Annotated in this window: 27 protein-coding genes; 11 read left to right on the top strand and 16 right to left on the bottom strand. The window is 55.4% G+C overall.

Annotated elements, in window-relative coordinates; all coding sequences use genetic code 11:
• The first annotated feature begins 43 nt into the window (after positions 1-43).
• The 3 genes from ACQKLP_RS12080 to ACQKLP_RS12070 are packed head-to-tail and all read left to right on the top strand — an operon-like array spanning position 44 to position 5084.
• Positions 44-2791: a carboxypeptidase-like regulatory domain-containing protein gene (locus ACQKLP_RS12080; RefSeq protein ID WP_427323002.1), complete on the top strand. Its 2748-nt coding sequence runs from the start codon at positions 44-46 to the stop codon at positions 2789-2791.
• A gap of 11 nt (positions 2792-2802) precedes the next feature.
• Complete coding sequence (locus ACQKLP_RS12075; protein ID WP_427323001.1) at positions 2803-4047, top strand: parallel beta-helix domain-containing protein; 1245 nt, start codon at positions 2803-2805, stop codon at positions 4045-4047.
• A gap of 11 nt (positions 4048-4058) precedes the next feature.
• Positions 4059-5084, top strand: coding sequence for an SO2930 family diheme c-type cytochrome (locus ACQKLP_RS12070; protein ID WP_427323000.1), 1026 nt, complete (start codon positions 4059-4061; stop codon positions 5082-5084).
• Between the two features lie 63 nt (positions 5085-5147).
• Here the strand turns inward: ACQKLP_RS12070 and ACQKLP_RS12065 are convergent, their stop codons facing one another.
• From ACQKLP_RS12065 to ACQKLP_RS12055, 3 genes are all read right to left on the bottom strand, one after another.
• Positions 5148-5918: a sulfite exporter TauE/SafE family protein gene (locus tag ACQKLP_RS12065; protein WP_427322999.1), complete on the bottom strand. Its 771-nt coding sequence runs from the start codon at positions 5916-5918 to the stop codon at positions 5148-5150.
• Between the two features lie 69 nt (positions 5919-5987).
• Positions 5988-8843, bottom strand: coding sequence for a M16 family metallopeptidase (locus ACQKLP_RS12060; protein WP_427322998.1), 2856 nt, complete (start codon positions 8841-8843; stop codon positions 5988-5990).
• A 125-nt stretch (positions 8844-8968) separates the two neighbouring features.
• A complete protein-coding gene (locus ACQKLP_RS12055) occupies positions 8969-10804 on the bottom strand; it encodes a glycoside hydrolase family 2 protein (RefSeq protein WP_427322997.1) in 1836 nt (611 codons plus the stop codon).
• Positions 10805-10980: 176 nt separating this feature from the next.
• Here ACQKLP_RS12055 and ACQKLP_RS12050 point away from each other — a divergent pair, with 176 nt between their 5' ends.
• From ACQKLP_RS12050 to ACQKLP_RS12040, 3 genes are all read left to right on the top strand, one after another.
• Positions 10981-11679, top strand: a complete 699-nt coding sequence (locus tag ACQKLP_RS12050; protein ID WP_427322996.1) for a 3-keto-disaccharide hydrolase — start codon at positions 10981-10983, stop codon at positions 11677-11679.
• An 87-nt stretch (positions 11680-11766) separates the two neighbouring features.
• Positions 11767-12237: an RNA polymerase sigma factor gene (locus ACQKLP_RS12045; protein ID WP_427322995.1), complete on the top strand. Its 471-nt coding sequence runs from the start codon at positions 11767-11769 to the stop codon at positions 12235-12237.
• Positions 12225-12749 (top strand): hypothetical protein, encoded by a 525-nt coding sequence (locus ACQKLP_RS12040; RefSeq protein ID WP_427322994.1) that lies wholly within the window; start codon positions 12225-12227, stop codon positions 12747-12749. Before ACQKLP_RS12045 ends, ACQKLP_RS12040 begins: the two co-directional genes overlap by 13 nt.
• A 943-nt stretch (positions 12750-13692) precedes the next feature.
• On the opposite strand, the gene ACQKLP_RS12035 is transcribed toward ACQKLP_RS12040, so the two are convergent.
• Entirely contained in the window at positions 13693-14094 is a 402-nt protein-coding gene (locus ACQKLP_RS12035) for a hypothetical protein (RefSeq protein ID WP_427322993.1), read from the bottom strand.
• A gap of 116 nt (positions 14095-14210) precedes the next feature.
• On the opposite strand from ACQKLP_RS12035, the gene ACQKLP_RS12030 reads away from it, so the two are divergent.
• Entirely contained in the window at positions 14211-14723 is a 513-nt protein-coding gene (locus ACQKLP_RS12030; protein ID WP_427322992.1) for a carboxypeptidase-like regulatory domain-containing protein, read from the top strand.
• A gap of 66 nt (positions 14724-14789) precedes the next feature.
• Positions 14790-15827 carry an adenylate/guanylate cyclase domain-containing protein gene (locus tag ACQKLP_RS12025; RefSeq protein WP_427322991.1) on the top strand — a complete coding sequence of 346 codons (1038 nt, stop codon included), beginning with the start codon at positions 14790-14792 and terminating at the stop codon, positions 15825-15827.
• Positions 15828-15842: 15 nt separating this feature from the next.
• Here ACQKLP_RS12025 and ACQKLP_RS12020 read toward each other — a convergent pair whose 3' ends face one another.
• The 3 genes from ACQKLP_RS12020 to ACQKLP_RS12010 all read right to left on the bottom strand — a co-directional run bounded on the left by ACQKLP_RS12020 (position 15843) and on the right by ACQKLP_RS12010 (position 18719).
• Positions 15843-16265, bottom strand: a complete 423-nt coding sequence (locus ACQKLP_RS12020; RefSeq protein WP_427322990.1) for an SRPBCC family protein — start codon at positions 16263-16265, stop codon at positions 15843-15845.
• A 148-nt stretch (positions 16266-16413) separates the two neighbouring features.
• Positions 16414-17838 (bottom strand): metallophosphoesterase family protein, encoded by a 1425-nt coding sequence (locus ACQKLP_RS12015; RefSeq protein ID WP_427322989.1) that lies wholly within the window; start codon positions 17836-17838, stop codon positions 16414-16416.
• A gap of 284 nt (positions 17839-18122) precedes the next feature.
• Positions 18123-18719 (bottom strand): hypothetical protein, encoded by a 597-nt coding sequence (locus tag ACQKLP_RS12010; RefSeq protein WP_427322988.1) that lies wholly within the window; start codon positions 18717-18719, stop codon positions 18123-18125.
• 173 nt (positions 18720-18892) lie between these two features.
• On the opposite strand from ACQKLP_RS12010, the gene ACQKLP_RS12005 reads away from it, so the two are divergent.
• On the top strand, positions 18893-19300 hold the full coding sequence (locus tag ACQKLP_RS12005) for a Dabb family protein (protein ID WP_427322987.1): 408 nt from the start codon (positions 18893-18895) through the stop codon (positions 19298-19300).
• 79 nt (positions 19301-19379) lie between these two features.
• On the opposite strand, the gene ACQKLP_RS12000 is transcribed toward ACQKLP_RS12005, so the two are convergent.
• Positions 19380-19955 carry a hypothetical protein gene (locus tag ACQKLP_RS12000; protein WP_427322986.1) on the bottom strand — a complete coding sequence of 192 codons (576 nt, stop codon included), beginning with the start codon at positions 19953-19955 and terminating at the stop codon, positions 19380-19382.
• A gap of 274 nt (positions 19956-20229) precedes the next feature.
• Here ACQKLP_RS12000 and ACQKLP_RS11995 point away from each other — a divergent pair, with 274 nt between their 5' ends.
• Entirely contained in the window at positions 20230-20400 is a 171-nt protein-coding gene (locus ACQKLP_RS11995) for a hypothetical protein (RefSeq protein WP_427322985.1), read from the top strand.
• Between the two features lie 60 nt (positions 20401-20460).
• Positions 20461-21351, top strand: a complete 891-nt coding sequence (locus ACQKLP_RS11990) for a LysR substrate-binding domain-containing protein (RefSeq protein WP_427322984.1) — start codon at positions 20461-20463, stop codon at positions 21349-21351.
• A gap of 59 nt (positions 21352-21410) precedes the next feature.
• Here ACQKLP_RS11990 and ACQKLP_RS11985 read toward each other — a convergent pair whose 3' ends face one another.
• The 8 genes from ACQKLP_RS11985 to ACQKLP_RS11950 form a co-directional block, all read right to left on the bottom strand.
• The gene (locus ACQKLP_RS11985) at positions 21411-21806 is read right to left on the bottom strand and encodes a hypothetical protein (RefSeq protein ID WP_427322983.1); all 396 of its coding nucleotides are present in this window, start codon (positions 21804-21806) and stop codon (positions 21411-21413) included.
• A gap of 152 nt (positions 21807-21958) precedes the next feature.
• Positions 21959-22210, bottom strand: a complete 252-nt coding sequence (locus ACQKLP_RS11980; protein WP_427322982.1) for a hypothetical protein — start codon at positions 22208-22210, stop codon at positions 21959-21961.
• Between the two features lie 69 nt (positions 22211-22279).
• Positions 22280-22690: a nuclear transport factor 2 family protein gene (locus ACQKLP_RS11975; RefSeq protein ID WP_427322981.1), complete on the bottom strand. Its 411-nt coding sequence runs from the start codon at positions 22688-22690 to the stop codon at positions 22280-22282.
• Positions 22691-22701: 11 nt separating this feature from the next.
• Positions 22702-23718 (bottom strand): MBL fold metallo-hydrolase, encoded by a 1017-nt coding sequence (locus tag ACQKLP_RS11970; RefSeq protein WP_427322980.1) that lies wholly within the window; start codon positions 23716-23718, stop codon positions 22702-22704.
• 47 nt (positions 23719-23765) lie between these two features.
• On the bottom strand, positions 23766-24332 hold the full coding sequence (locus ACQKLP_RS11965; protein WP_427322979.1) for a TetR/AcrR family transcriptional regulator: 567 nt from the start codon (positions 24330-24332) through the stop codon (positions 23766-23768).
• A gap of 126 nt (positions 24333-24458) precedes the next feature.
• Positions 24459-25232, bottom strand: a complete 774-nt coding sequence (locus tag ACQKLP_RS11960) for a TerC family protein (RefSeq protein WP_427322978.1) — start codon at positions 25230-25232, stop codon at positions 24459-24461.
• A gap of 18 nt (positions 25233-25250) precedes the next feature.
• Entirely contained in the window at positions 25251-25538 is a 288-nt protein-coding gene (locus ACQKLP_RS11955; protein WP_427322977.1) for a zf-TFIIB domain-containing protein, read from the bottom strand.
• A 98-nt stretch (positions 25539-25636) separates the two neighbouring features.
• Entirely contained in the window at positions 25637-25960 is a 324-nt protein-coding gene (locus ACQKLP_RS11950; protein ID WP_427322976.1) for a hypothetical protein, read from the bottom strand.
• Positions 25961-25968: the final 8 nt, after the last annotated feature.

The following is a 25968-nucleotide window of genomic DNA, read 5'->3' as shown; positions in this document are numbered from 1 at the left end:
TGCATAATATCGCCTTTACCATCCCAACCAAAATTACTCGCCCATGTACAAACTGATGCTACTGTTCACGATAGCCATGCTGTCTGCATGGTCTACACATGCCCAACACGTGTTGACGGGTAAGGTGCGGAACAGCCAAACGGGGGAAACGGTGCCTGCGGTATCCGTTAAAGCCCGCAACACGCCTTATGGCGACTATACCAATGACCAGGGGAACTTCCGCTTCACCCTGAAGGCCCCGCTCCCCGTGACCCTCGTTTTCTCCTCAGTAGGGTACGGCACGAAGGAAGTGCTCGTCAGTAGTCCGGGCGCCATAGACGTTCAGCTCGACCCCGCCTCCATCCTCGGCACCGAAGTCGTTGTTTCCGCCAGCCGGAACATCCAGCGGAAAATCGAATCGCCGGTAACCATCGAACGGATCGACAACAAAGATGTCATGAATTCCCCCCAGCCCAGCTATTATTCCATGCTCCAGGGCCTCAAGGGCGTCGACATCACCACTTCCTCCCTCACCTTCACCACCATCACGACGCGCGGTTTTAACACCAGCGGCAACACCAATTTCACCCAGGTGGTAGACGGGATGGACAACCAGGCCCCCGGCCTCAACTTCCCCCTCGGCGCCGCCATCGGCCTCACGGAACTGGACGTCGACAACCTCGAGCTCCTTTCCGGCGCCTCCTCCGCATTATACGGCTCCCGCGGCCTGAACGGCACGCTGGTCATGACCGGCAAAGACCCCTTCAAATACCAGGGCCTCAGCTTCCAGATCACCCAGGGCGTAAACCATATCAAAAAAGGCAAGGGCAATGACCCCATGGGCGCGTCTCCCTATTACGACTGGACGCTCCGCTGGGCCAAAAAAGTGAACGACCGCCTGGCGTTCAAGGTGAATGCGCAGTACACCAAAGCGAAAGACTGGCTGGCGGCAGATACCAGCAACACCAACGGCATGGGATCGAGATACACCGACCCCAATTACAACGGTGTCAACTCCTACGGCAGCAAAACTTCGGTAGACATCAATCCCTTCCTCGAAGCTATCAAAGCGATGGACCCTTCCACCGCGCCCATCGTGGACCCGCTGCTCGCCAGCCCCACGAACTACGTCTCCCGCACCGGGTACCCCGAATACGGATACCTGAGCAACGACGCTAAAATGCTGAAATTCAACGGAGAAATCCGCTACAATATCAAACCCGGGCTCCAGGCCATCGTTTCCGGCACTTACGGAGAAGGCACCGCGGTCTACAGCAACGATACCCGTTACGCGCTGGACGGCTTCAAACTCGCCCAGTACCGCGCGGAGCTCAGGGCGGAAAACTGGTTCGTGCGCGCCTACACCACAAGGGAAAATTCGGGGAATACCATCATCGCCAGTCCAACCGCGCAACTCGTGAACGAAGCCTGGAAACCCAGTTACGACGGCTCCACCGGCGACGGTTGGTACCCGCAATATACCGTGGCGCTCATCACCGCGCTGGCCACCGGCCAATCCCTCACGGACGCCCACAATACCGCGCGGGCGACGGCGGACATCGGCAGGCCCCTGGCGGGCAGCGACCATTTCAACCGGTTGCGCGACAGCATTTCCGCCATTCCCACTTCCAAAGGCGGCACGCTCTTCCTCGACCGGAGCAAGCTCTACAACGCTGAGTTCCAGTATAATTTCTCGAAGTTCGTGAAGTGGGCGGAAGTGATCGCCGGACTGAACTACCGCCTCTACAAGCTCGATTCCAAGGGCACGTTGTTCCCTGATTACAACGGCCCCATCAACGTGGCGGAATACAGCGCCTTCGCGCATTTCTCGAAGAAAATGATCGACAATAAACTGAAACTGGGCGCGGCTTTCCGGTTCGATAAGAACACCCTGTTCGACCGCCCGCGGACCACTTCCCGCCTGTCGGCCGTGTTCGAGACCACGAAAGAGCACTTCCTGCGGTTCTCCTATCAGAACGCATACAGCTTCCCGTCCAACATTCAATCGCTGCAAAGCACGCTGGTGGATTATAACACCTATGCGTCCGGCGGATCGGCGCGGCTGCTGTACGGCGAGTATAAATTCGACAAGTACCAACCGTATTTGCTGGAAAGCGTGAACAAATACCGGCAGACGAACGACCCCTCGGTACTCGTGAAATTCGAGCCGAAGGATATCAAACCGCAGTCGGTAGACGCATTCGAGCTGGGATATTCCGCCCTCGTGGCCAAGCGTGTGCTGATCGACGTGCTGGGATATTATTCCACCTGGAAGAACTTCATCGGATACGTGAACGTGGCGAATACACCGGGTTCCAACGACGTGGCGGACTTCAAGGACCGCGACAAGTACATCGCCTACAACATCGCATTCAACGGCGCCGAGAAAGTGAACACTTACGGGTATGCGGCGAGCGTGAGCGTCGATCTTTCCCGTAACTTCGGGGCAAGGGTCAATTTCTCTTCCGATTTCCTCAAAAACAGGAACAACAGCCAGATCAACAACTTCAACACCCCCAACTGGAAAATCAACGCGGAATTCGGCAATTCGGGCCTCGGGAAGAAACAGTTGTTCTCCTTCAATACCAGCCTCCGCTATCGGCCGGCGTACTTCTACTCCATCGGTTTTGCGAGCGGGACGATAGACGCCAATGTAGTGCTGGACGCACAGGTAAGTTATAAATTGCCGAAAATCAAGAGCAGGATCAAACTGGGCGGCACCAACCTCACGAACAAATATTATTACACCGGCTTCGGCAGCCCCGGCATCGGCGGCGTGTATTATATCACTTACGCTTATAACGTATTCTAAAAACCATCGACATGAAATATTCCATTCCCTTGCTGGCACTGGCTTTAGCGGCCGGCTGCAGCGCCCCGGAGAAAAAATCCGCCGACGGCTACAAGCAAACCCTCGTATTCGGCCCCGGCGAGGAAGCCAAAATCACGGAAGCCTTCCTCACGCTGACAGACAGCAGCGCCGTGGAGCTGAAAGCCGGCACTTACAAATTCAACAACCTCAGCCTCGTGCAGCTGAAGCACATCAAGATCAGCGGCGCCGGGCCTGATAAAACGATCCTCGACTTTTCGGGGCAGACGCAGGGTGGCGAAGGCATTCGCGTGGCGGAAGTGAAAGGTTTTACCATCAGCGGGATGACCATCCGCGAATCGAAAGGCGACCTCATCAAAGTGAACAAAAGCGAAGATGTCGTGTTCCGCGACCTGCACGCCATTTGGGAGAAGGCAGACAGCACAAGCGGCGGTTATGGCATTTATCCCGTTCTCTGCAACAACGTGCTGGTAGAGAACTGTTATGCGCAAGGCGCATCTGATGCGGGCATCTACGTAGGGCAATCCAATAAGGCCATTGTAAGGAACAGTAAAGCTTACAAAAATGTGGCCGGCTGCGAGATCGAGAATACGACCAACGCAGAAGTGTACGACAACGAGTTTTACGGCAACACGGCCGGTTTCCTGGTGTTCGACCTGCCCGATCTTTCGCAGCGGGGCGGCCAGGTGAAGGCTTACAACAACAATATCCACGACAACAACGAGCGCAACTTCGCCAAATCCGGGAGCTTCGGCACCACCTGGGGCGTAGGCAACGCGGCGCCCGGCTGCGGGGTGATCATCCAGGCTACGTCTAACGTGGAGATCTACAACAACAAGATCGTCAACAACAATTCCGCAGCCATCGCCATGGTATCCGGCTTTTTCGTGGATGCGAAAGCAGGCGAAAAGATCAATGCGAACTACTTCCCCGTGTCGCAGAACGTGTCCATCCACGACAATACCATCGAAATGGCCGCAGCATTCCCCGAGCCGGTGTATCATCACCATACCGGTCAGATCCTGGTGGGGATTGAAAAAGCCCTCGGCAAAAGGATCCCTCCCATTGTGTACGACGGCATTTCCACCAACGTTATCACACAGGAAAAGAAAGTCAACCCGGATTCCATCTGCATCCGTCAAACCGGCGACAACCTTCTCGTGAACGCAGACGGCATGAACATCGGCAAACCGAACTGGAAACCATCCACCGATATGCAACCTTTCATCTGTAAATGACGCGCAACGAAATGAGAATGAGAATAGTGACAGCATTGGCATGCATGGGAATCTTCGCGATGGGCTGCGCACAGCCCGCAAAGCGCCCGGCGTCGGGGTTCCTGGACAAACTTTCGGACTACGGTTTCTTTACCGGCACGCTGAAGGATTTACAGCCCGCCGGCCGGGTGCATCCTTACGAACTGGCAACGCCCCTTTTCACCGATTATACCGTTAAAAAACGCTTCATCGTGCTACCGGAAGGCAGCACCATGCAGTATGCCCAGGCCGGGCCGATGGATTTCCCCGACGGCACGTACCTCGTGAAGAATTTCGCGTACCGCGACAGTCTGGGGAAAGAAGTGTTGCTGGAAACGCGCCTCCTGCACAAAGACCCGGCAGACGGTAACTGGAAGGTCATGAACTACAAATGGAATGCGCAGCAGACCGAAGCGGAGAAATGGATCACCGGCGACCGGCTGCCCATCACCCTCACCGACGATGCGGGCCGGCACATTTCCACCCATTACCAGATCCCCAATACCAATGACTGCAAGCGATGCCACGCGTCTGCCGGCAAGCTGATCCCCATCGGCCCGAAAGCGCGCAACCTCAACCATCTCGGCCAGCTTGAGAAGTGGGCAACGGCGGGTATTTTGCAGGGATTGCCGGAGATGTCCAAAGTGGAGAAATTCCCCGTCTGGAACGATAGCGTGCATTATACGGTGAACCAGCGCGCCCGCGCCTACCTCGACGTCAACTGTGCCCATTGCCATACCAAAGGCGGCGATGCGGACAATACCGGCCTGTTCCTCGAATATGGACAGGCAACCCCGGCGCACCTGGGCATCCTCAAAGGCCCCGTGTCTGCCGGCAATGGCGCCGGCGGGCTCGATCACGACGTGGTGCCCGGCGATCCGGCGAGTTCCATCCTGCATTTCCGGATGAACAGCACCGAACCGGGAACGGCCATGCCCGAACTTGCCCGAACGGTCGTGCACCGCGAAGGCGTGGACCTCATCGCCGAATGGATCCGCCAATTACCCAAATCGAATTAAAATAATCATCCCTTTGCCAACCAGGGGCGCCTGCTTGCGGGCGCCTCTGCTGTTTTGGGAGGATCAATGGCTCGCCGCCCAGATGTCCCAGGCAAAGCGAAGCAGCGTCGCGAAAACGACGCAGAGGAAGAAGATCCGGATGAAAGCGTTGCCCCGCAACAGCGCCAGCCGCGTCCCGAAGAAAGCGCCGGTCATATTGCAGGCCGCCATGGGAAGGGCGAACTCGTACAAAATATGTCCCGTGCTGGCGAAATAAGCGATGGACGCGAGGTTCGTGGCCAGGTTGACTAGCTTTGCGCTCGCGGAAGCGTGGATGAAATCGTACCCCATCAGCGCAATGAAGACCAGGATGAGGAATGTGCCGGCGCCGGGGCCGATCAGGCCATCGTAAAAACCGATGGCGAACCCGAACATCAATCCCAATGCCAGCTGCGTCTTTCGGCTATGGCTGATCTCACGGGGCTGCCCGAAGCTTTTGTTGAAATAGGTATAAGCCGCCACGACCAGCAGCACGAAAAAGATGACGGGCTTGATGATCCGGTTATCGATCATCGACACGCAATACGCCCCGAGGAAAGCGCCCCCGAACGCCAGCAGCGCCACGTACGGCAGGAGTTTCCAGTCGATCGACACCTGCCGGGAATATCGCCAGGCGGCGAAGGCGGTGCCGGAGATGGAGGGGATTTTGGTGGTCCCCAGCAGCGTGGCCACCGGGTATTGCGGCAATACGATCATGATGGCGGGTGTTTGCAGGAGCCCTCCTCCCCCAACGATCGCATCAATGAATCCCGCAAAAAACGCCACCAGGCATAGTACAACTGTTTCCACCAACATGGCCGCGAAATTATGAAAAAAGCGCCTGCAGCATATGCCGCAGGCGCTTTTCCACATGAAAATGTGATGCTATTTCTCAGGAACAAGCGCCGCCTTGAAGTAGTTGGCGTTGTTGAGATATTTGTCTGCAGCCGCTTTCACGCTGGCTTCGGTCACTTTTTCCAGGCGCTCGTTGGTGGTGAGCACCGATGTCGGATCTTCACCGTTCTTGAACTTGCCGGTCAGGTAACCCAGCCAGAAATTATTTTCCCGCATGTTCACTTCCAGGGCGCGACGGTATTCCGCTTTGAATTTGGTGATATCGTCGGCCGTAGCGCCGTTCTGCTTCAGTTTGGCGATCTCGTCGAGCACCGCGTTCACCAGCTTGTCGACATTAGCAGGGGCGCAGCTGAAGGAAACGGACAGGTTGTAGTTGCCGTAAGGATATTTTTCATACCCCACACCCACGTTCGGGCTGTACACACCGCCTTCTTTCTCGCGGAGGCGCTCCAGCACCTTGAACTCCAGGATGTCGCTCAGGGCGCTCAGCTGGATGTTGTTTTCAGGCGCGTAGTCGAAATCATTGTAGAAGAACAGTTTAACCATCGCCTTGTCTTCGATGCCTTTCTTCACGATCCGCTCGATCTTGCCGGTACGCGGGCGAACGCCACGGTCCACGAATTTCTCGGCTCGATTATTCGCCGGCAGGCCGCCGAGGTACGTTTCCAGCAACGGCGTAATGGCCGCGATGTCGAAATTACCTACGAAAACGAAGGTCTGGCCGCTCGCGTCCGCGAAGCGGTTTTTATAGAATTCGAAGGAACGGTCGAGGCTGATGGTGCCAAGTTCCGCCATGGTAGGCTTTTTCTCGCGAATGCTGTTAGACGACAGTACGGCGGTCACCGTATCGTTGAACACGTTTTCCGGGCTATCGTCGGAGTTCTGCAGGTAAATGGAATATTCTTCCATGTTCTTTTTGAACACGACAGGATCTTTCCGGGGATTGGTGGCATGTGCGTACACGAGTTGCAGCGCGGTTTCCAGGTCTTTCGGGGAAGCGCTGCCGCCAAAGCCCTGGTACAGCTCATCGATGTAACTCGAACCGCTGGCCGTGGTGCCCGCCAGGAGCCTCCGCAGCGAGGGATTATCGAATTCGCCGATACCGTCGGAAGGGATATTGCCGGCGTAGTTCACCGCCAGGTAATCCTTGTCTTCCGCCTGAGAAACACCACCCTGGCCGAAGGAAGAGAAGATGATCTGATCGTTCTTGAAATCCGTGGGTTTCAGGTAGATCACCACGCCGTTCGACAGGGTGAGCTTGGTTACGCCGATGCTTTCGATCTTTTCGGTTTTGGTCACTTTACCGGCGATGGGCTTGTTTTCCAGCAGCGGTTTGTTGACTTTATTGTCTTCGTAAGGTTTCAGGCCTTTGCCCGCGTCGCGGATAGCCGTCAGCAGCTGGTCTGCCGTGGGCAGCGTCGATTTTTCCTTTTCAGGCGCCTGTACGATGATGGTAAGGTTGTTGTCGCTGCCGATCATTTTCTTCGCGGCGGCATTGATTTCGGCCAGTGTGATCTCGCCCAGGAATTTTTTGGTGATTTCGTAACGGAAATCCGGGCTCACAACGGGAGCGCCGTACATGTAATTCCGCAGGTAAGCCTGAACGAAGGTGTTGGAAGCGATTTTGTCTTTCTCGCGGTTCGCCTTTTCATTGGCGGCTTCCGTCTGTTTCTTCACCACGTCCAGTTCCGATTGCGTAAAACCGAACTGAACCATGCGCTGGTACTCGGCCATTACACCTGCCAGCCCTTTGGCCAGTTCCGCACCGCTCTTGGTCACGGCCAGCACGGTGGCAGCCTCGATGCCGGGCACCAGGCCCTGCTGGTACGGACCGTAGTTCGCCTGTCCGTCCACGAAATCGGCCGTCCCTTTCTGTTTCAGCTCGTTGATACGTGCGCCCAGCATGGCGTTGGCCATGTTGATCACCATGTTGCGGCGGATATCGTCGGTATTGTTCGACGCTTTATGCCGTTGGCGGATGAAGGCGAAAGCCACGTTGTACGGGAACTCGGGATCGGTCACGATCTTTACTACAGGCTGTTTGCCATCGGGCAGATCGTAAGTGGTATGGGGTTTCGGCTTCGCCGGATTGGTCAGCTTGCCGAAGTTTTCCTTGATGAGGTTTTCAACCTGCGCCACGTCGAAATCCCCCACGGCGATCACGGCCTGGAGGTTCGGGCGGTACCAGTCGCGGTAGAAATTACGGATCTCTTCGTGCTTGAAGTTCTGCAGGATATCGAGCTTCCCGATGGGAATACGCTCGGCGTAGCGGGAACCGTGCAGCAGTACCGGGAGCAGTTCCTTCTGGATACGGCTCTGGGCGTTCTTGCCGCGCTGGCGGTCTTCTTCGATGATCACACCGCGCTCCCCGTCGATGTCGGGCGCCAGCATGCTGATATGGCCGGCCCAGTTGGCGAGGATCTTGAAACCGTTTCTGAACAAATCGGCACTATCGGTCGGGATAGGCAGCTGGTAAACGGTTTGGTCGAACGACGTATAGGCGTTCAGGTCGGCCCCGAACTTCACCCCTGCTTTCTGGAGGTAATTGATGAGGTCGTTTTTGGGAAAATCCTTCGTACCGTTAAACGCCATGTGCTCGGTAAAGTGCGCCAGGCCTTGCTGGGCGTCCGATTCCATGAGCGAACCGGCTTTCAGGGCCATATAGAGGACCGCGCGGTTGCGGGGCTCGGCGTTTTTACGGATATAATAGGTGAGGCCGTTGCTGAGCTTGCCGATCTTCAGTTCCGGGTCTGCCGGGATCTTTTGACCCGCCCCAGTGGCTGCTGTAGAAGCGCCGGCTGCCACTTTCTGCGCATGAACGGGGCGCTCGATCAGACAAAAGACGCTTGCTGCCGCAAGCGTCATTACTAAAAACTTTCGTTTCATAACTGATAGTTGGTTTTGATATATGCGATTTTACGGTTGTCGGAAAATGTCAGGCAATATACTGACATTCCGCGATTCCAAAACGCGGGCCTGGGATAACCGGTAATTTTCGCTGGACGGGCAACTCAAGGAAACTTGACAAGCCCGGGCCGGTACAGCCGTTGATGCGCCTTGAAAAAGGCCTCCACCGGGTTCTTGAACACCTTCCGGTCGTAGGTCATCAGTCCGTTCGTTTCTATTTCGACGTCCGTGGTCTGGGTATACACCGCAGCCGAAAGCCCGTGGCGGATCAGCTGTTCCATTTTTTCCATATAGCTGTCGTACCGCTTGAACAGCTCGCCGGCCGTTTTGAAGGTTTGGTAGCCCCAGTTGTCTTTCTGCTGCCAGACATGCCCGTCCACCGGCAGGCCCAGTCCGCCGAACTCTCCCAGTACGATCACCTGTTTCTCCCCGAAATACACGGGCTCGGGCATCACGGGGTCGGGATAGTTGTGCAGGTCGATGATGTGGCCCGTCAGCTCGAAGTTCCCGCCGCTGGCGCTGTTCACCAGGCGCGAGGGGTCTTTCGCCATCGTCCACTCCGTGATTTCCTTCGTTTTGAATTGTCCCCAGGCTTCGTTGAACGGCACCCAAACCACGATGGAGGGCACATTGTGCAGCGCGTCCATGATGGCGTTCCATTCCTTGCGGAAGTAACCTTCCGACTCGGGGCTCCGCTGCTTGTCTGTCTGCCTGCCGAAAATCCCGGGGCGGATTTCCCAATGATTGCCAAGGTCGCCGCTGGGCATGTCCTGCCAAACCATGATCCCCAATTTATCGCAATGGTAATACCAGCGCGCCGGTTCCACCTTGATATGTTTGCGGATCATGTTGAAGCCCATCTCCTTCGTTTTCTCAACGTCGAATCGGAGTGCGGCGTCAGAGGGAGCGGTATATAAACCATCAGGCCACCAACCCTGGTCGAGCGGGCCATAATGGAACAGGAATTTGTTGTTGAGCATCATACGCTGTGTACCGGCCTGGTCTTTGGCCACGCTGATCTTGCGCATCGCGAAGTAGCTCTTCACCTCGTCTACCGCCTTTCCTTTGCGGACGATGCTCACGCGCAGGTCGTACAGGAACGGTTTGTCGGGCGACCATAACTCCGGCGAGGGCACTTTCAGCACGGCCGTTGCGCCGGGTTCGGCTTCGGTTTCCGCCACCACGGCGCCGTCTTTCATGGCGGAGAACTTCACCAGGTCGCCGGCCACGGGGTTTACCACGGTGGTTTGCAGCGTCAGGGTCTGCGCGTCGATATCGGGCGTTTGGCGGATGTTGGACAGGTAAGTACCGGGCACGGTTTCCAGCCATACGGTTTGCCAGATGCCGGTAACCGGCGTGTACCAGATGCCTTCCGGTTTGCGGACCTGCTTGCCGCGCGGCTGCGGGCCTTCGTCGGTCGGGTCCCAGACCTTCACGACGATCTCCTGCTGTTTGGTTTTCTTGAGATACGGGCTGATATCCATGGAAAAGGGGTCGAACCCGCCTTCATGTTTGAGGACGAGCTGGCCGTTGATATAAATTTCCGACTGCCAGTCTACCGCCCCGAAGTGCAGCAGTACTTTTTTGCCTTTGGAATCGGCGGGCAGGGTGAAAGATTGGTGGTACCAGAGGAGCTGATCTTTCCCGACGGTTTTACCGACCCCGCTGAGGGCGGATTCGATGGCGAAGGGGACGAGGATCTTACCGGCCCAGCTGGCGGGGCGGCCGGCGTTCCTGGGCGTGAGGGCGTAGTTCCATAATCCGTTCAGGTTCTTCCAGGAAGTGCCGCGCTCGAACTGCGGGCGGGGGTGCTCCTGTAATACGCTGTCGGCCTTCAATGTTTCGGCCCAGGGCGTCATGATGCGGCCCTGAACGGGTTTCCATTCCTGTGCGTTGGCCATGGATGCGGCCATTAACCATGCGATCAGTTGCTTCTTCATAAAATGCATTTATTGCGCTAGAATCTGTTTCAAGGGTTTGAATGGTTTCTCGATACTGGCGGTGGGTACGAACGGCAGCAGGCCTTCCGTCGGCGGAAGAAAGACAAGTGCTGGATCATGACGTGGCGGCAAGTATATCGAAACAAAATAGGCAATAATTTTTATATCTTTCCTTTATGAAGCAATTAGTTTTCGGCGCAATGCTACTGTGCGCCTCCACGTTATGCCATGCGCAGCAGCGCAGTCTTTTCAACGGTAAAGACCTATCTGGCTGGCATATGGACGTGCCCGCCCTGGAGAAGGATTCCTCGCTCCGTATCCCCTTTATTATCCGCGACGGGCTGCTGGTGAGCCTCGGGAATCCGCAGGGGCACCTGATCACCGATGCGCGGTACGAAAATTACCGGCTGGAGGTGGAGTACCGCTTCGCGGGGAAACCGGGGAATTGCGGCGTGCTGGTGCATGCTTCCACGCCGCGGGTATTGTACGGGATGTTCCCCAAGTCGATGGAAGTACAGCTGATGAGCAAAAATGCCGGCGATTTCTGGTGTATCGGGGAAGATATTAAGGTAGACAGCATGGAAGTGTACCGCGGTAAACCCGAGAATTGGGGTGTGGTGGACGGAAAGGAGCGGCGGGTGCGGAACCGGACAGACGGGTCGGAGAAGCCCCTGGGCGAGTGGAACCGCATGGTGATCGAGTGCCTGGGCAATAAGGTGCGGGTGTGGGTGAACGGGGATTTGGTGAACGACGGGTACGACTGTACCGTTTCGAGCGGGAGCATTGCCCTGCAGGCGGAGGGTGCGGAAGTGGAGTTCCGGAAAGTGCAGGTGACGCCCATCAGGAAACTGACGGCTATTAAAAAGAAAAGATAACGGCAACCGCGGGCATCCGCGGTTTTTTTTTGCCTTCCTGTAAGATTTCGCCCCTTTTTCGCAACTAACTATTCAAAGCATTGCTAAATGGACGAATCAAGATTCCTGGAAGAACTGACGAAACACGAAGCGATCCTGCATAAAATCTGCCGGCTGTACCGCAATACGCCGCAGGACCGGGAAGACCTGTTCCAGGAGATGGTGTACCAGCTCTGGCGGGCCAGTCCGAAGTTCGAAGGGCGTAGCGGCTTCGGCACCTGGATGTACAAGGTGGCGCTGGGCACAGCGCTGGTGCAATACCGGGAGCGCCGGCCGGAAGTAGAGTTCCGGGAGCAGCTGCCGGAAGTAGCAGAAACCCAGGAAGAGGACCGGCTGGCGGAAATGCTGGCGGTGTTGACGCCTGCGGAGAAGGCCTTGATGGTGTTGTATCTCGAGGGGTTGAGTTACGCAGAGATGGCAGGGATCATGGGAATTTCAGAAAGCAATGCCGGAGCCCGCTTGTCGCGGGCGCGTCAAAAAATCAGGCAACACTTTAATCCCGACACATGGAAGCATTGAAAAAGGCCTGGCAGGACCTGCCGGCCGAAAAGACCTCTCCTGCCGCATTGCGTGGCATGATCCATCGACATCCCGCGCGCAGGGCTATGCGCAGACAAATGATCCTGGAAATTGTATTACTGGCTGTTTTTCTTTTTGTGTACTACGATTTTTTCGACGGGGACCGGAGGCCCTGGGGCGCAAATGCCTTACTGGTGGCAGCGGTGGCCTGGGTGATCGTGCATAATGTGGTGGGATGGGTGTACAGCCGCAAGGCGCTGCAGGGCGATCATTTGCAGGAAATGGTGCGGCGGCATGTATCGGAGATGCGGCGGTTCGCGGTATTGAGCGTTATTTCGCGTGTGGGAATGTTGGTGAGCTTGCTGGTGTTTTTCAGTTACGGGATGGCCTGGAGCGCTTGGAAAGGTTGGTTACTGGCGGCTACGGCCCTGGTGGCGTTGGCGCAAATGACCTGGCTGGGTTCCATCTGGCAGCGGCGCATCCGGAATATCAGCCGGGTGCTGGATGCGTAACAACGAAAGCGCCGAATCACCGGAATATTGCGTGCTGCATTCCATGTGATGCACCTGGTATCGGAAGCGTAATTATGAAAAGCGACTAATTACTGGACCGTTGCGTTCCCGGTTTCCATTCAAACTCCTGATGCTGGAAGAGAAACGATAAAAAGCAGCTATTCGCAGTAACGTTGTGTTCCCTCCTTCCACTCAAAACACGCTGCTGCTAAAAGCAACGGTATTCGGATATAAACGATGCCAGGCTGCCTGCCGTGGGCTGAAGTGGCTTAACGCCATTAGGTTCAACAATTAATTAAATGCTTGTGAAATTGAAACCGCCCGGTTGAGTAATGATCAATTTGAATAAATACTTCCCATCACCGGAGCCACCCGGTAACAGGAAGTAAACGAAAAACAAATTCAAATCAACGTACAGAATACGCGACATCTGAAACGGATAGAAAATTGAATGCTTATGAGAAAAAATGAATGACGAAAGAAGGCACCGGCTCCGTGAAATGGAAGCCTCCTGTAGAAACAGGCAGGCAAATGCTCCAGATCTAATCTAGTACAAATGTCAATGTATGCATATTTCCGGAGTCATAGATCAGCATTTGACGAATGTTCCGGCTGCAATATTTTTATGATCATACCATGGCGGAGGAAAGCGCATTTTGATAGATCGAATGTCGGCCAAAGGGGCCACAACGACCGTTAAACACTTGTTAAGCAATGGTTGGAGAAGGATCCGGAAATCTGGTTTGATAATTAATGCGAGAAACGGGTGGAAGAAAAATGCAAAAAGAGAACTAAGGAGGAAAAGATAATTACGAACGACGACATCCATCGTCAATGCAAATTCAGGAATGACTCGCCAGGGAAAAGAAATTCTATCGCGCCACAACACACAGACTTGTTTGAGATAAATCGCGGAAAGCCCAACAACCAGGCGTAAACGCCATCAAAACGACCCTCCGGTCGACAGCACCAACCCGATCCCGCCAGGCGCCTCCGCCAACCATACACTGCCCTGCGAGCCCTCGCTGCAAAACGGCTCCATGGCCCGGAGGATCCGGCCATAAGCCCCGCCCGTCAACTCCAGGCAAAACACACGCTCGTCGGTAGTTACTACGCCCTTGTCTTCCGATCCTGTCCGCATCACCAGCGAATAGCCGTTGCCGGCAACAAATGACAGGTCTTCCAGCCAAAGCAGCTCCCGCGCCCCGTCCGCCAATTCCTGCACCGCACGCCGAAGCCCTACCGCCTCGTCAGCGCTGAACCTGCTGATGCGCACCAGCCGCTCCGGACCGGTATAAGTCAACGCCCCGTTCCCACGGAGCCCTTTCAGATAATCCAGTTGCATCCTTCAAGATTACCATTTTTTTTCCTATCTACCCAAATCCCCCCGCTCCCCTATCCCATTACTTTAACATCTTCCTAACGCCCGCACCGCTATCTTCATCCCCGAAACGCAATACCATGCAGCCCTTCATCCCCTTCATCCTGTTCTCCCTCCTTTTTCCCGCCACCTCGTCAATGGCGCAGCAACCCCTCACCTTACGCGGCCAGGTCGTCAACGCCCGGTCGGGCGCCCCTCTCCCCGGCAGCTCCGTGAGCATCCCTGCCCTGAGCATCCACACCCTCACCAACGATCAGGGCCTTTTCGTCCTGAAACTCCCGTCCCTGCAAGCTGCAGACAGTTGCATCGTCTCACATATCGGCTACGGCACCCGCCGCTTCCGCATGGACCGCGATGAAACCGGCCGCTATCCGCTTACCGAACAATCCCTGTCGCTGCACGCCTTCCAGGTCAATAGCATCTCCCCCCGCAACCTGATCGAAAAAGCGGTGCAACACATACCTGAAAACTACCTGGCTAGTCCGCACGTCCTCCGCGGCTTCTATCGCCTCACAAGCATCTGGAGCTCCGCGCCCGACGGCGATTTTCCGCGGTTCGATATGACAGACCTGCCTTTGGATATGCCGAATTAACCTTTCCCCAACCCTACAATTGCATGGAAAGATGAAATGCAATAAATTACGGTAAAACCATTCTTTATGAATCCCAGGACGCGCGTGAAATGGCGACAGCTGTTGCAGATCATGATCATTTGGTCGGTGATCGGCCTGCTGATCGCGCTGTACGATCATCTCGTTTTGCAAACCAGCGGATCGGCGGGCTTCTCGGCCGAATATTCCCTCCCGAGGTCCATCATCATTAACATTGCGGCCGGGTTGATGGGCGCCCTGCTCGGCGGGAGCCTCCTCGTATTTTTCGTCAACGAACGCTTCCGCGACAAATCCTACGGCTACACGATCGCTACCGTAACCGTTTCCTTTGTGGCCGTGATCCTCATCATCGGGCAAGCCCTCCGCCTGCTCGAACATCCCGACATGGCACGCATGGCCAAAAACGGGCTCATCTGGGCGCTGGTGGTCGCTATCACGCAGATGTTCCTCCAGATCAACGCCAAATTCGGCGCCGGCGTTTTCCGCGACATCCTCCGCGGCAAATACAACACGCCCCGCGAAGAAAAACGCATCTTCATGTTCCTCGACATCAACGCATCCACCACCATCGCCGAAACCCTGGGCGACAAACGCTACCACGCTTTCCTGAAAGATTTCTTCACCGACATCACCAATCCCATCCTCGAAAACCGCGGGGAAATTTACCAATATGTAGGCGATGAGGTCATCATCGCCTGGCGGTACCGAGAAGGCTTCGCCGAAGCCAATTGCGTACAATGCTTTTTCGACATTAAAAACCGCATCCGCTCGCTGCAGGAAAAATACCTGGAACGCTACGGCGTATTCCCCGAGTTCAAAGCGGGCATTCATTGCGGGCCGGTAGTGGCGGGGGAAGTGGGCATCATCAAGCGGGACATCACCTATTCCGGCGATGTGCTCAATACCACATCACGCATCCAGGGCATGTGCAAACAATTTAACGAAGAGGTGATCGCATCCGCGGATCTCGTGTCGGAGTTGCACCTGGGAGGTACATTTACGACGATGACTTTAGGGTCTATCAAACTGAGGGGCAAGGAAAAAGAAATGGCCCTCATCGCGTTGAAACCCTTGCGGGTGGCGTAGAGGGCCATTGATACTTTATTTGGACTCGGCGTACTTCTTGAAATTGTCCAAAATCGCCTGCCAGCCTGCACGCTGCATGTCTTCAGGATTGGTATCTTCGGGATCGAAGGTTTCCACCACTTCCGTCTGGCCATTGGCTTCCGTGAATTGGATCTTCACCTTTCGGCCGTCGCCCAGGGTATATTCGATCCGGGAATGCGGTTCCACCACATCGAAAATCCCTCCGAAATCAAAGCTGAAAGAACCGTCTTTCGCCGCCATCGTGGTGCTGAAGGCCCCACCGGGACGCAGATCGCTGCTGGCTTTGGGCGCATGCCAGTCGTCGGACGCGGCGCACCATTGCGTAATATGTTCCGGGGCATTCCAGAATTCCCAAACTTTGGCTGCGGGCTGTTGGATCGTGCTGCTGATCGTGATCGCTTGTTTTGTTGCTTCCATAAAATAGTCGTTAAACGGTAAATGTTTTTTTGTTTTCGTTTGTGTGTGATTGACGATACAAACTTACGGCGCAGAACTTTCACCGCACGCGTGTGAAAACGACAAAAAGAAGGGTAAATCCCGACAACCTGCGATTTTCACCCCCAAACTAGTAAAGCAAACCCGAATACACCGGCGCCGAAGATCCGATATGGTAAATCTGCTCCTGGATGGAATCCACCATGCCATTGCCATTCAGCCGGAAACGCAGCGTCCCGAAGCCGTTGGGCAACAGTCCCGGTCCCTTCTCCATCCATTTCACGGCGGGATTTCCTTTCAGCACCGTCGCTTCCCCATATGGCAGTGCGCCATGACCGAGACAGCGGGCGAAGGTTTTGGTGGTTTGCGGATAACCATTGGTCCCGTTCATCGTGAGCGGAGAATTATACACGATCCCGTTATGCACATGCCCCCAGTACCAGGCGTACGGATCGCCGCCCAGCGCGCCGGTCACCTGGTCCCAAAGCGCCATGAACCCCGACCCGTCCCATTCGAACCCGGTATGGTGCGTCAGCACAATGGTTTTCGAAGGGTCCAGGTTGAGGCCGGAAATCCAGTTGATCTGGTCGCGGTTAAAAATATCCCCACCGATATAGCCAGACATGAACGCGTCGGTACTCGTCCCGAAATAAGCGGAATCCAGCCCCAGGACCGTCCATCCGCCCAGCGACAGCGCGAAATATGTGAGCCCCTGCTGCGCATGGAAAGGCGTAGTGGACGTAAGCGCATCCCCGTAAAGGCCATTGGCGCCGGTATACATTTCATGGTTGGAATTGAGGGTGAAGGAATAGTTCGACGGGTCGTTCGTCTTCGGCCAAACCGCCACCAGGTTGTTTTTCTCTTCGCCGGGATGGAAATAACTGCCCGCCATGGAACCCGTTGCCGGCGTTCCGGAATAATACACGTCGCCCAAATGTACGATGTACCTGGGCACCTGTCCTACCAACTGGTTCATAACGGCCGCGGCGGTATTGTCTCCCGTCCCCCAGTCGCCCACCAGTGCTATCAGCACCTCATTGCTACCGGCGCGGGGCTTGAGGGGAATGGGATTGGGCGATCCCGACTGAAAACCGAACCAGGCGTCTTCGAGGTCGGTGATGACCATATTCAGGAATGCGGTGAACCAGCCCTGGTCATAGGTTTCGTATTTGCCTCCGGAGATAATGCTGCCGTCGTCGTACACGAGCACGTGCGAAACGATCCAGTTATAATTCACGGTGGTGAGCAGCGAATCCGGCAGCCCGAGGGCACCTTTGGCATACTGGGCATACTTGCGGATGTCGGGGTCGGCGATCTGTGCAGGATTGTTGAAGAGATACAATACCGTTCCCAGCTCGATCGTCTGGCTGCTGCTGGGGAACCCGGACGGCGGCGGCGGAAACGGCCCCTGCCAGGCGTTCTGCTGCTTCATGAACTGGATCAGCAGGTATTCGCTGTTGGCCAGCAGATCGTTGAGGTAGGAAAGCTTGAGCTTCGCCGCAGGGTCGGATAATTTCAGGGCGAAGGTTTCGGGGGACAGATTTTCTAAAAGCATAAAATTGGATTAAAGGGTTATTTACAAAAGAAAGGATAGACGGCCGCCGGTATATACGTAAAACAGGGCCAGGCGACAGCAATCAGCGCCACCTGCAAGCAGCGCTTTCGCTACCGGGCGAAGTAAGGCTATCCTCCAAACCGGCGAATCCCTTTTTTCCGGGGGCAATTTGCCTTTTTTTCTACCTGTCCGAAGCTTTTTACGGCTTTTCCCATTGGAACAAAAAAATACCCGCGCCCCCGGGTTCCCACCGGGCAGCGCGGGCGCCATGTAACAACACCCCGTTACCGGGGATCTTCCGCCCTCGTGAAGTCGTTCACGGAGCCATCACTATAAGGGATCCGCCAGATGCGTTTGCCGTTTTCCGTCACCAATTGCCAGTTTTTCATCTCGTCTACATATTTGGGATGCAGGTCTTCCGGCCCGTAGTCTACGCGCTGGCCGTATCCGGGCGACTGGCTGCCGCCGCAGGAATTGTAGCGGCGGTAATAGCCCGATGCGGCATAGAACCGGAAGGTCTTTTTCTCCACATCGAACACGGCCGTGCCTTTCCGGTAGCCGAGCACCTGTTCGCGGCAATAGGTGGTGGTTTTGGTCCAGTAGAAATATTGCTCCGCGGTACCGTCGGCGGCAAACTTGTAGCCCGTCGAGATTTCGAAGGCTTGTCCGGCGTAGCTGCCGTCGTAATGGGAAAACTGGGTCATGGAGAACGAGCCCGCGTGCCAGTATTTCCCGATCATTTCAGCGGGTACGCTGGATTTGGGAAGGTTTTGGCCGGCGTCCGGCTTTCCGTCGTCTTTTTTGCCGCAGGCCACGGCGATGATGAGCATGGCGGGGACAAAGGCCCACCGCAGCAGGGGTTTAAAATTGGGGGTAAGCATACGATTTCCGGCTTGATTCAGGTGCAAAGCTATGGCCACCGCTACCGGTGGCGAATCCACGCTAATGCTCATTTTATATGGGCAGTAACGCCTATTTCAACGCGGAGGCTTCCGGAAATGGGGAATGTTGCGTATTTTAAGCGGATCATCAACTAAAACCAAAAGAGAAACCCATGAGCAAAACGAACAGGCGCAAATTCCTGGGCACCGCGGCGGCAATTTGTGCCGGAACTGCGGCAGCCGCCATGCCGGGACAAACCACTGCCAAAAAATATCCCATGTGCCACCATGTATTCTTCTGGCTGAAGAACCCGGGCTCGAAAGAAGACCGCGACGCGTTGATCGCCGGGCTGAAAACGCTCGCCAAAATCCCCACCGTGCGCGACCTTCGCGTGGGCATCGTGGCCAATACCGAAGCGCGTGGCGTGGTAGACACTACCTGGGGCGTATCCGAGCTGATGTTTTTCGACAATGTGGAAGGCGAAGCCGCTTACCAGGTACATCCCATCCACCAGGAATTCGTCAAGAAATGCAGCCACCTGTGGGATAAGGTGATCGTATACGACGCGATGGAAGTGTAGCTTCCGGGACGATAAAGAACGATCCCCCGCACGGCGGACCGGCGGGGGATCGATATTGAGTGATTATCCGTTTGAAAACCTAGCGGATGTAGCGGCCGAGGGCCTTTCCGGCCATCTCATACGCTTCCGAAATGCGTTCCCCGGTGTCGAAATCGTTGTCCCAGAACGTTCTGCCGGGCGATTTTTCCAGCGTACCTTTTGCGACCACCTTTCCGGACTCCATGAGGGTGAATTCCCCGCTGATATAGGCGTTTTTGCGCATCACGCCCACGTTGAACCCGGGCTCGGTGAAGGAGGTATTGAAGATGAGGGTGTATTTGGCTTTGTTGGCGAACTTGAGGTCGGTCACCTGCGTGAACAGCTCCTCGAACTTGGGCTCGAAGCGCGACTTGCGATCGTCTACCCAGGCTTTGGCCCAGGTGTCTCCCCGGCCGGGCTCTTTCTTGTTCAGGTCTTTGACCCGGCTGGCCACATAATCGGCTTCCTTGTCGAACTTGCCGACCTTCATGTTGTCGTACGTAAACTCGATGTTAATGTCTTTTTCGTTTTTGAGGACATCCAGGCTGCCTTCCGTCACGCGGATGCGCTGCGCATGGGCCGTGGCCGCCAGCATAAGGGCGCCTGCCATGCACATTACCATACGTAATGCTTTCATTGTTGAAGATTTTTTTGGAGTTGAACAATTATAATCAATTGCCCGAAGGTACAAAGAAAGCGATATTCCCGCTCAACCCGGCCGCCACGTTAACAAACCGGCTATTTTGACCGTCGAAGCGGCATTTCCGGCCTCCGAAATGCACTTCCCCTTAAGAATATTCCATCCAGTTATCGAAAACAATTTTACCATAACCATAAGTTATGAACCATCAACATTGGTGATTTGACTGCGGCCGCGGCAATCGGTACTTTTGAAGGGCAAATCAAGATATATGCAACCGCTCACCGATCCCGCGTTCCTACGCTGCAAATACACCAGCTACGTGCTCCTGGCAGGAACTTTCCTCCTGGCGCTGCTCTTCCTGCTCCATACGGGCATCATCGGTCAATCCGCCCCTTCCGGCCAGCCGGCCACCGCCGTTTCGGCGCATCCATCCCGCTAATTCTCCCCTCCTTCCCGCATTCCCCTGTTTTTCCTGCCCCGCAAATCGTATTTTTACCGCATGTTCGATTTCAGGCTAAAAGTATTCCATACCGTCGCCAAAAGGCTCAGTTTCACCAAAGCGGCGGAAGAATTGTTTATTTCCCAACCGGCCGTGACCAAGCATATCCACGGACTGGAGGAGCAACTCGGCATCGCCCTGTTCGAAAGGATCGGCAACCGCATCCGGCTCACGCCCGGCGGAAAGCTCCTGCTGCAGTACGCCAGCCAGATCTTTTTGCTGTACGGGAATATGGAGTACGACCTCCACCAGCTCAAGCAGGACCAGGGTGGCCTGCTCAATATCGGCGCCAGTTCCACCATCGCGCAGTATTACCTGCCCGGCGTGCTGGCACGCTTCAACCAGGAGCATCCCGCCATCCGCACTTCCCTCATCAACGGCAACACCGAACAGATCGAACAGGCGCTGCTGCACAAGGAAATCGAAGTGGGCATCATCGAAGGCCATTCCCGCAATCCGCAACTCAAATATACCGAGCTGGCCAAAGACGAGATCGCCCTCATCTGCAATGCCCGCTTCAAAGCGCCGGGGAAAGGCCCCCTTACCACCGAAGAGCTCTCCAAAATCCCCCTGCTCGTGCGCGAACATGGTTCGGGTACCCTGGAAGTGATCGTCAACGAGCTCAAAAAACTGGACCTCAAGCTGACCGATCTCAACATCCTCATGCATATGGGCAGTTCGGAAGGGATCAAATCCTACCTCCGCGAAGCCCCCTGCGCCGCATTCCTCTCCCTGCGCGCGGTGCAGAACGAACTGGAAAACGGAACGCTCCGCATGCTGCCCGTCAAACAATTCAAGCTCATCCGTAAATATCATTTCATCCACCCGCAGGGCCAGCAACACAAACTGGCGCAGTTGTTCATGAAATTCGCGAAAAAGCAGTCGGACTGACCCCATAAAAAAATCCCCCGGCATGGCCAGGGGATTTCGAATTTTTTCGGGTCGCGCGATCAGGTATGACCGGTGATAACGCACCATCCAGAACCGGAAGTTCCCAGTTTAAAGGAGTAAATCACCCCCGCGATGTTCATCGTGTAAATCACGTTGGGTTGCAGCGTGTACTGTGTTCCCGCCCAATAAATGGAAGTGGTGGTGGTGGGATTGATGTACTGCGTAACGCCCATGAACGTAAAAGGCACCGGCCCGAGGCCGCCCTGGCTGAATGCGGGCCAAACAAGCGACACCATTGGGAGCCCCGACGAATAATTGATCTGCCATTCGATACCGCGCGGAAAGTCGAGCATAGCAGCTTTGCGGGCGACCGGCGTGGCTTTGGCGGGTGCAAACGAAATCGTGCTGAGGGAAAGGCACATCAGTGCCAGGGAAAGGGTCAGGATTTTCTTCATCGGGTTAAATTTGATGTACTTTAACTTAATCCATTTTTCCGGAAAATTATAGCGGTGTGGATAAAATGATTTTCTCCGTTCGCTGGAGAGAAAGTGAATAAGGCCACCCGATGGATGGCCTTTATTATTTTTGTATGTTGATACAGGTGGGATCAACATTCCGAATAATCCGACGCAAAAGTACCGTTAACGGCAATGAGGGAACCGATGCGGATTTCGGTGGCATCCATCAGCCGGAACCACTTTTCTCCTTCTTTTTCGAATATCGCGGCGATGAGCCCGTTGGCGCGGGTTACCCCATTATCGTCATACAATACCGATGCGGGCTGTTTTTGTTCGAACAGTTCCACGATCTGGCTTTCGAAAGAGCCTTTCGGCGGGATTGTTTTACGTGTATCGCTCATGTTGTAAAGTTACACAATCGGCGGCGCATGGAAATGCCCGGATTGTGGGATGCGTGTCAGATTTCGGGGCTACAACCGCCGTTCCGACGCGCTGATCGGAGCGTCGTTGATACTGGCGTAGCGCCGTTCCATATAGCCGTCTGCATCGAATTCCCACATTTCATTGCCGTAGGAACGGTACCACTGGCCAGCGGCGTCGTGCCACTCATATTCGAACCTGACGGCGATGCGGTTGTCTGTGAAAGACCACAGCTCTTTGCGCAGCTTGTAATCCAGTTCCTTTTCCCATTTGGCGGTAAGGAACTGCCGTGCGGCTTCGCGCCCTTTGAGGAAAACGTCGCGGTTCCGCCATTCGGTATCAGGAGAATAGGCCAAGCTTACCTTTTCGGGATTGCGGGTGTTCCAGGCGTCTTCCGCCGCCTGTACTTTCTGCCGGGCCGTTTCTGCGGTGAACGGCGGCACGGGGAATCTCTTTTCCATTTGCAACGGTTTTATACGGTTTCAAAAATCCTTTTGATATGGCTTTCGAGCGAAAAGCCGGAAGCGATTTCCGGTTCGGGGATGAGGTACACCGCCGCTGCGGGATCGGCTGCGATACGCTGGCGCAACGCCGGCAGCTGCGGCCGTACGCTCTCGAAAGTGCCACCATTTTGCCTGGCCGTTTTCACCCAATCCAGCAGCAGCTGGAAGTAATGTTGCTGGTTACGGGGCGTATCGCCGTCACCGAGGTTGCCGTGCCCCGTCACAACGATCTTCGGCTGCAATGCGGCCATGCGTTCCAGCGATCTGGTCCACGACTCCACCTCCGCATCGCGGAACAGGTTGTAGGGCCCGTTCAGACAGGCGTCTCCCGCAAAAAGCACCCGCTCCTGCGGCAGCCAGACGATGCCGTCGCCGCGGGTATGCCCCGCACCGGGATGTATCAGTTCTACGCGACGGTGCTTGTCCTCTATCACCATCGTGTCGCTGAAAGTCAATACCGGCGGGAGGAGCGGCCAGTCGGCAAGATCGGTCCGCCGTTTCAGCGCCTGCTCCCAGCGGCCGGGCGCCCCGCCGAAGAACCCGGTTTCGTACTTGCGGATCTCTTCCATCACGCCCGCGTGCGCCAGCGGCGTGGCGCCTTCCTTCATCCAGAAACTGTTACCGTAGAGGTGATCGCTGTGGTGATGGGTGTTGAACACGAAACGGATGGGCTTGTTGGTCGTTTTGCGGATCTCGCGGAGGATGGCGGGCCCTGAGCCGGGGAAATTGGCGTCTACCAGCAGTACGAAATCATCGAAGATGATCCAACCGTTGTTGCATTCCACTTCCTGGTAATTGCCGTTTTCGAAATAACGGGTTTTCCCTTTGAGGAAAAATACGCCCGGGGCGATCTCTTCGGCCTTTCCAACTGTGGATGTTCCCGGTTCTTCCGGTCCCACCGGCACAAACGCCTGGGCGGCGGTTGTTGCGCCCGTCAGCGAAATGGACAGGGCCGCGAATTGTTTAATGAGTGTGCGTCTTTTCATATAGTTATACAGAATGGTCTGTCTATTAAATGGTCCAATAAAAACAGCTACCGTTCCAGCAGCTGTAAAGACATTTGCCGGGCTTTCCGGATGGGCCAGGTGTTCCGGCAGATTTTCGTTTCTACGATGGCACCTTCGAAGAGCAGGTAGATGGCGTCTGCCGTCAAGCCGGCACCTTCCCCATCCTTTGCCGGCAGCGCATCCATGACGAGTTGCGTGAAATACGCGCGCAGCTTCGTTTTATGGGCCAATATTTCCGCATACATCACGGCGCAGTTTTCCCCGATTTCCGACAGCATATTGATGAACCTGCAGCCCAGAAAATCCTGCTGCTGCATGACGTATTCCAGGAAATCGAAACAGGCCGCCACTTTCTGCGCAGGCGCCTTCTTCCTGCCCGTCCACTGCTCCAGCCCCGCAAACCAGGTCTCCCGGCTGGCCCTCAGGTAATGCAAGCCCAAATCCTCCTTCGAGGAAAAATGCTGGTACAGGCTCGCCTTCGCCACCTTGGCCTCGTCCAGTATCTGGTTGATCCCGGTACTGTTAAAGCCCTGGCGGTAAAACAGCCGGGTGGCCGTTTCCATGATCCGTTCCCTCGGTCCCGCTTTTTGCATGTCCTGAATTTAAAGTAAATGTAAAAGCATTTTCTGAAATAGACAAATCTGTCTATATTTTATTCTTTCTGTTAAAAGGATGGGCCGTCCCTAAAAGACGGCCCATCCAACGATATCGTACCCAACTCAATCCACGTCGGTGGTATTCAGCTCGATGTTTTTCGCGTTCTTTCCTCTCAAGCGTATGTTCAGCAGCTCCACGATCAGGGAGAAGCCCAGGCAGGAGTAGATGATGCTCTTGCTGATCTCCTGGTGGAAACCGCTGGCGATCAATACCACACCGATCACGATGAGGAAGGTCAGCGCCAGCATTTGCAGCGTAGGCTGCTTGTTGATGATGCGCGTTACCGGCCCGGCGAACAGCATCATGATCAGGATCGAAACGATCACGGCGATGATCATAATGATGACGTTTTCCACGAGCCCCACGGCCGTGAGGATGGAATCGAACGAGAAAACCGCGTCTACCAGCACGATCTGGAACAGCACGGCGCCCAGGCTGTGGGGCGTACGCGTCTTCTTATCGCCGTCGTGCGCTTCCGACTGCAGTTTATGGTGGATTTCCAGCGTGCTTTTCACGATGAGGAACAGGCCACCGGCCAGCAGGATAATGTCTTTCCAACTCAGCGCTATGTCCGTGCCGTTGATCCATTTGAATGCAACGACCGGGTCTACCAGCCCTACGATCCAGTTGATACAAAGCAGCAGTCCCACCCTGAACACCATGGCGAGGGTAAGGCCGATGTTGCGGGCCTTCCGTTGCTGGTGCTCCGGCAGTTTCCCCGCCACGATGGAGATGAAAATAATGTTGTCGATCCCCAGCACGATCTCCAGGAAACACAGTGTGAGCAAGCTGATCCAGACGCCGAGGTCGGCAAAGTCGGGTGTAATGAATTCCATTTATCGGTTTTTAGTAGTTCAGTCGAAATCGAAAAAGTCGCCCAAAAAGCCTTTTTTCTTCCTGGGATATTTATGGCGGTCGTCGTAATGGTCCTTGTCGCGGCGCTCGTCGTACCGGTGATGCTCATCGCGCCGGTGCTCGCCGGCGTGGCGGTTTTCATCCATCGAGCGGCGCTCGGCGAAGTCCAGCAGCTTGTCCAGTTCTCCTTTATCGAGCCAAACGCCCCGGCAGTTGGGGCAATAGTCGATCTCCACGTTGTTGCGCTGCGTCATGAGCAACGTTTCGTTGCAATTCGGGCATTTCATCGTATAACGGTTTATAATTTACAGAAATAATTTATCCCGGCCCTTGCATGGGCGGAAAAAATCGGGAAGATGCATCTCGGGGGAAATATGGGGAGGGGTCAAAACAGGTTGTACCTGTGGAGATGGCGGTAATAAGCCGGCCGTGCCCAATCGTATCGCTGGTAGCGGATTTCGGCCGCGGCGAGCGTGGGCGAAGCGGTGATATTACCGGAAGGCTGCTGTTTACGCAGTTGCTTGTGAAAGGCGTCTGCCTCCAGCCGCAGGCTTACTTTGCAGGCTTCCGGTATTTCGTTTTCGTGATGGATGGATTCGGGTGCCCTGGCCATGAGGTGCCCTCCCCCGTCGGGGAAAACGCCGGGCATGGCAGACACGAGGCTGAGCAACAACAGTACGATGATGCGCAGCCTTGCCGAACGGGTCATATGCCGGG

The organism is Chitinophaga sp. NPDC101104, from assembly GCF_050277495.1.
GTDB lineage: Bacteria > Bacteroidota > Bacteroidia > Chitinophagales > Chitinophagaceae > Chitinophaga.
The sequence above is the reverse complement of the archived record's forward strand: the minus strand, read 5'-3'. Positions and strand labels throughout refer to the sequence as shown.

Bases quoted from the DNA above. Each gene is read 5' to 3' on its own strand.
- ACQKLP_RS12060 (WP_427322998.1), bottom strand. From the start codon at position 8,843: ATGAAACGAAAGTTTTTAGTAATGACGCTTGCGGCAGCAAGCGTCTTT.
- ACQKLP_RS12010 (WP_427322988.1), bottom strand. From the start codon at position 18,719: ATGCTTACCCCCAATTTTAAACCCCTGCTGCGGTGGGCCTTTGTCCCC.
- ACQKLP_RS11950 (WP_427322976.1), bottom strand. From the start codon at position 25,960: ATGACCCGTTCGGCAAGGCTGCGCATCATCGTACTGTTGTTGCTCAGC.
- ACQKLP_RS11975 (WP_427322981.1), bottom strand. From the start codon at position 22,690: ATGGAAAAGAGATTCCCCGTGCCGCCGTTCACCGCAGAAACGGCCCGG.
- ACQKLP_RS12025 (WP_427322991.1), top strand. From the start codon at position 14,790: ATGAATCCCAGGACGCGCGTGAAATGGCGACAGCTGTTGCAGATCATG.
- ACQKLP_RS11980 (WP_427322982.1), bottom strand. From the start codon at position 22,210: ATGAGCGATACACGTAAAACAATCCCGCCGAAAGGCTCTTTCGAAAGC.
- ACQKLP_RS12075 (WP_427323001.1), top strand. From the start codon at position 2,803: ATGAAATATTCCATTCCCTTGCTGGCACTGGCTTTAGCGGCCGGCTGC.
- ACQKLP_RS12020 (WP_427322990.1), bottom strand. From the start codon at position 16,265: ATGGAAGCAACAAAACAAGCGATCACGATCAGCAGCACGATCCAACAG.
- ACQKLP_RS12045 (WP_427322995.1), top strand. From the start codon at position 11,767: ATGGACGAATCAAGATTCCTGGAAGAACTGACGAAACACGAAGCGATC.
- ACQKLP_RS12065 (WP_427322999.1), bottom strand. From the start codon at position 5,918: ATGTTGGTGGAAACAGTTGTACTATGCCTGGTGGCGTTTTTTGCGGGA.
- ACQKLP_RS11995 (WP_427322985.1), top strand. From the start codon at position 20,230: ATGCAACCGCTCACCGATCCCGCGTTCCTACGCTGCAAATACACCAGC.
- ACQKLP_RS12000 (WP_427322986.1), bottom strand. From the start codon at position 19,955: ATGAAAGCATTACGTATGGTAATGTGCATGGCAGGCGCCCTTATGCTG.
- ACQKLP_RS12040 (WP_427322994.1), top strand. From the start codon at position 12,225: ATGGAAGCATTGAAAAAGGCCTGGCAGGACCTGCCGGCCGAAAAGACC.
- ACQKLP_RS12005 (WP_427322987.1), top strand. From the start codon at position 18,893: ATGAGCAAAACGAACAGGCGCAAATTCCTGGGCACCGCGGCGGCAATT.
- ACQKLP_RS12080 (WP_427323002.1), top strand. From the start codon at position 44: ATGTACAAACTGATGCTACTGTTCACGATAGCCATGCTGTCTGCATGG.
- ACQKLP_RS12030 (WP_427322992.1), top strand. From the start codon at position 14,211: ATGCAGCCCTTCATCCCCTTCATCCTGTTCTCCCTCCTTTTTCCCGCC.
- ACQKLP_RS12050 (WP_427322996.1), top strand. From the start codon at position 10,981: ATGAAGCAATTAGTTTTCGGCGCAATGCTACTGTGCGCCTCCACGTTA.
- ACQKLP_RS12055 (WP_427322997.1), bottom strand. From the start codon at position 10,804: ATGAAGAAGCAACTGATCGCATGGTTAATGGCCGCATCCATGGCCAAC.
- ACQKLP_RS11955 (WP_427322977.1), bottom strand. From the start codon at position 25,538: ATGAAATGCCCGAATTGCAACGAAACGTTGCTCATGACGCAGCGCAAC.
- ACQKLP_RS12035 (WP_427322993.1), bottom strand. From the start codon at position 14,094: ATGCAACTGGATTATCTGAAAGGGCTCCGTGGGAACGGGGCGTTGACT.
- ACQKLP_RS11985 (WP_427322983.1), bottom strand. From the start codon at position 21,806: ATGAAGAAAATCCTGACCCTTTCCCTGGCACTGATGTGCCTTTCCCTC.
- ACQKLP_RS11990 (WP_427322984.1), top strand. From the start codon at position 20,461: ATGTTCGATTTCAGGCTAAAAGTATTCCATACCGTCGCCAAAAGGCTC.
- ACQKLP_RS12070 (WP_427323000.1), top strand. From the start codon at position 4,059: ATGAGAATGAGAATAGTGACAGCATTGGCATGCATGGGAATCTTCGCG.
- ACQKLP_RS11970 (WP_427322980.1), bottom strand. From the start codon at position 23,718: ATGAAAAGACGCACACTCATTAAACAATTCGCGGCCCTGTCCATTTCG.
- ACQKLP_RS11960 (WP_427322978.1), bottom strand. From the start codon at position 25,232: ATGGAATTCATTACACCCGACTTTGCCGACCTCGGCGTCTGGATCAGC.
- ACQKLP_RS12015 (WP_427322989.1), bottom strand. From the start codon at position 17,838: ATGCTTTTAGAAAATCTGTCCCCCGAAACCTTCGCCCTGAAATTATCC.
- ACQKLP_RS11965 (WP_427322979.1), bottom strand. From the start codon at position 24,332: ATGCAAAAAGCGGGACCGAGGGAACGGATCATGGAAACGGCCACCCGG.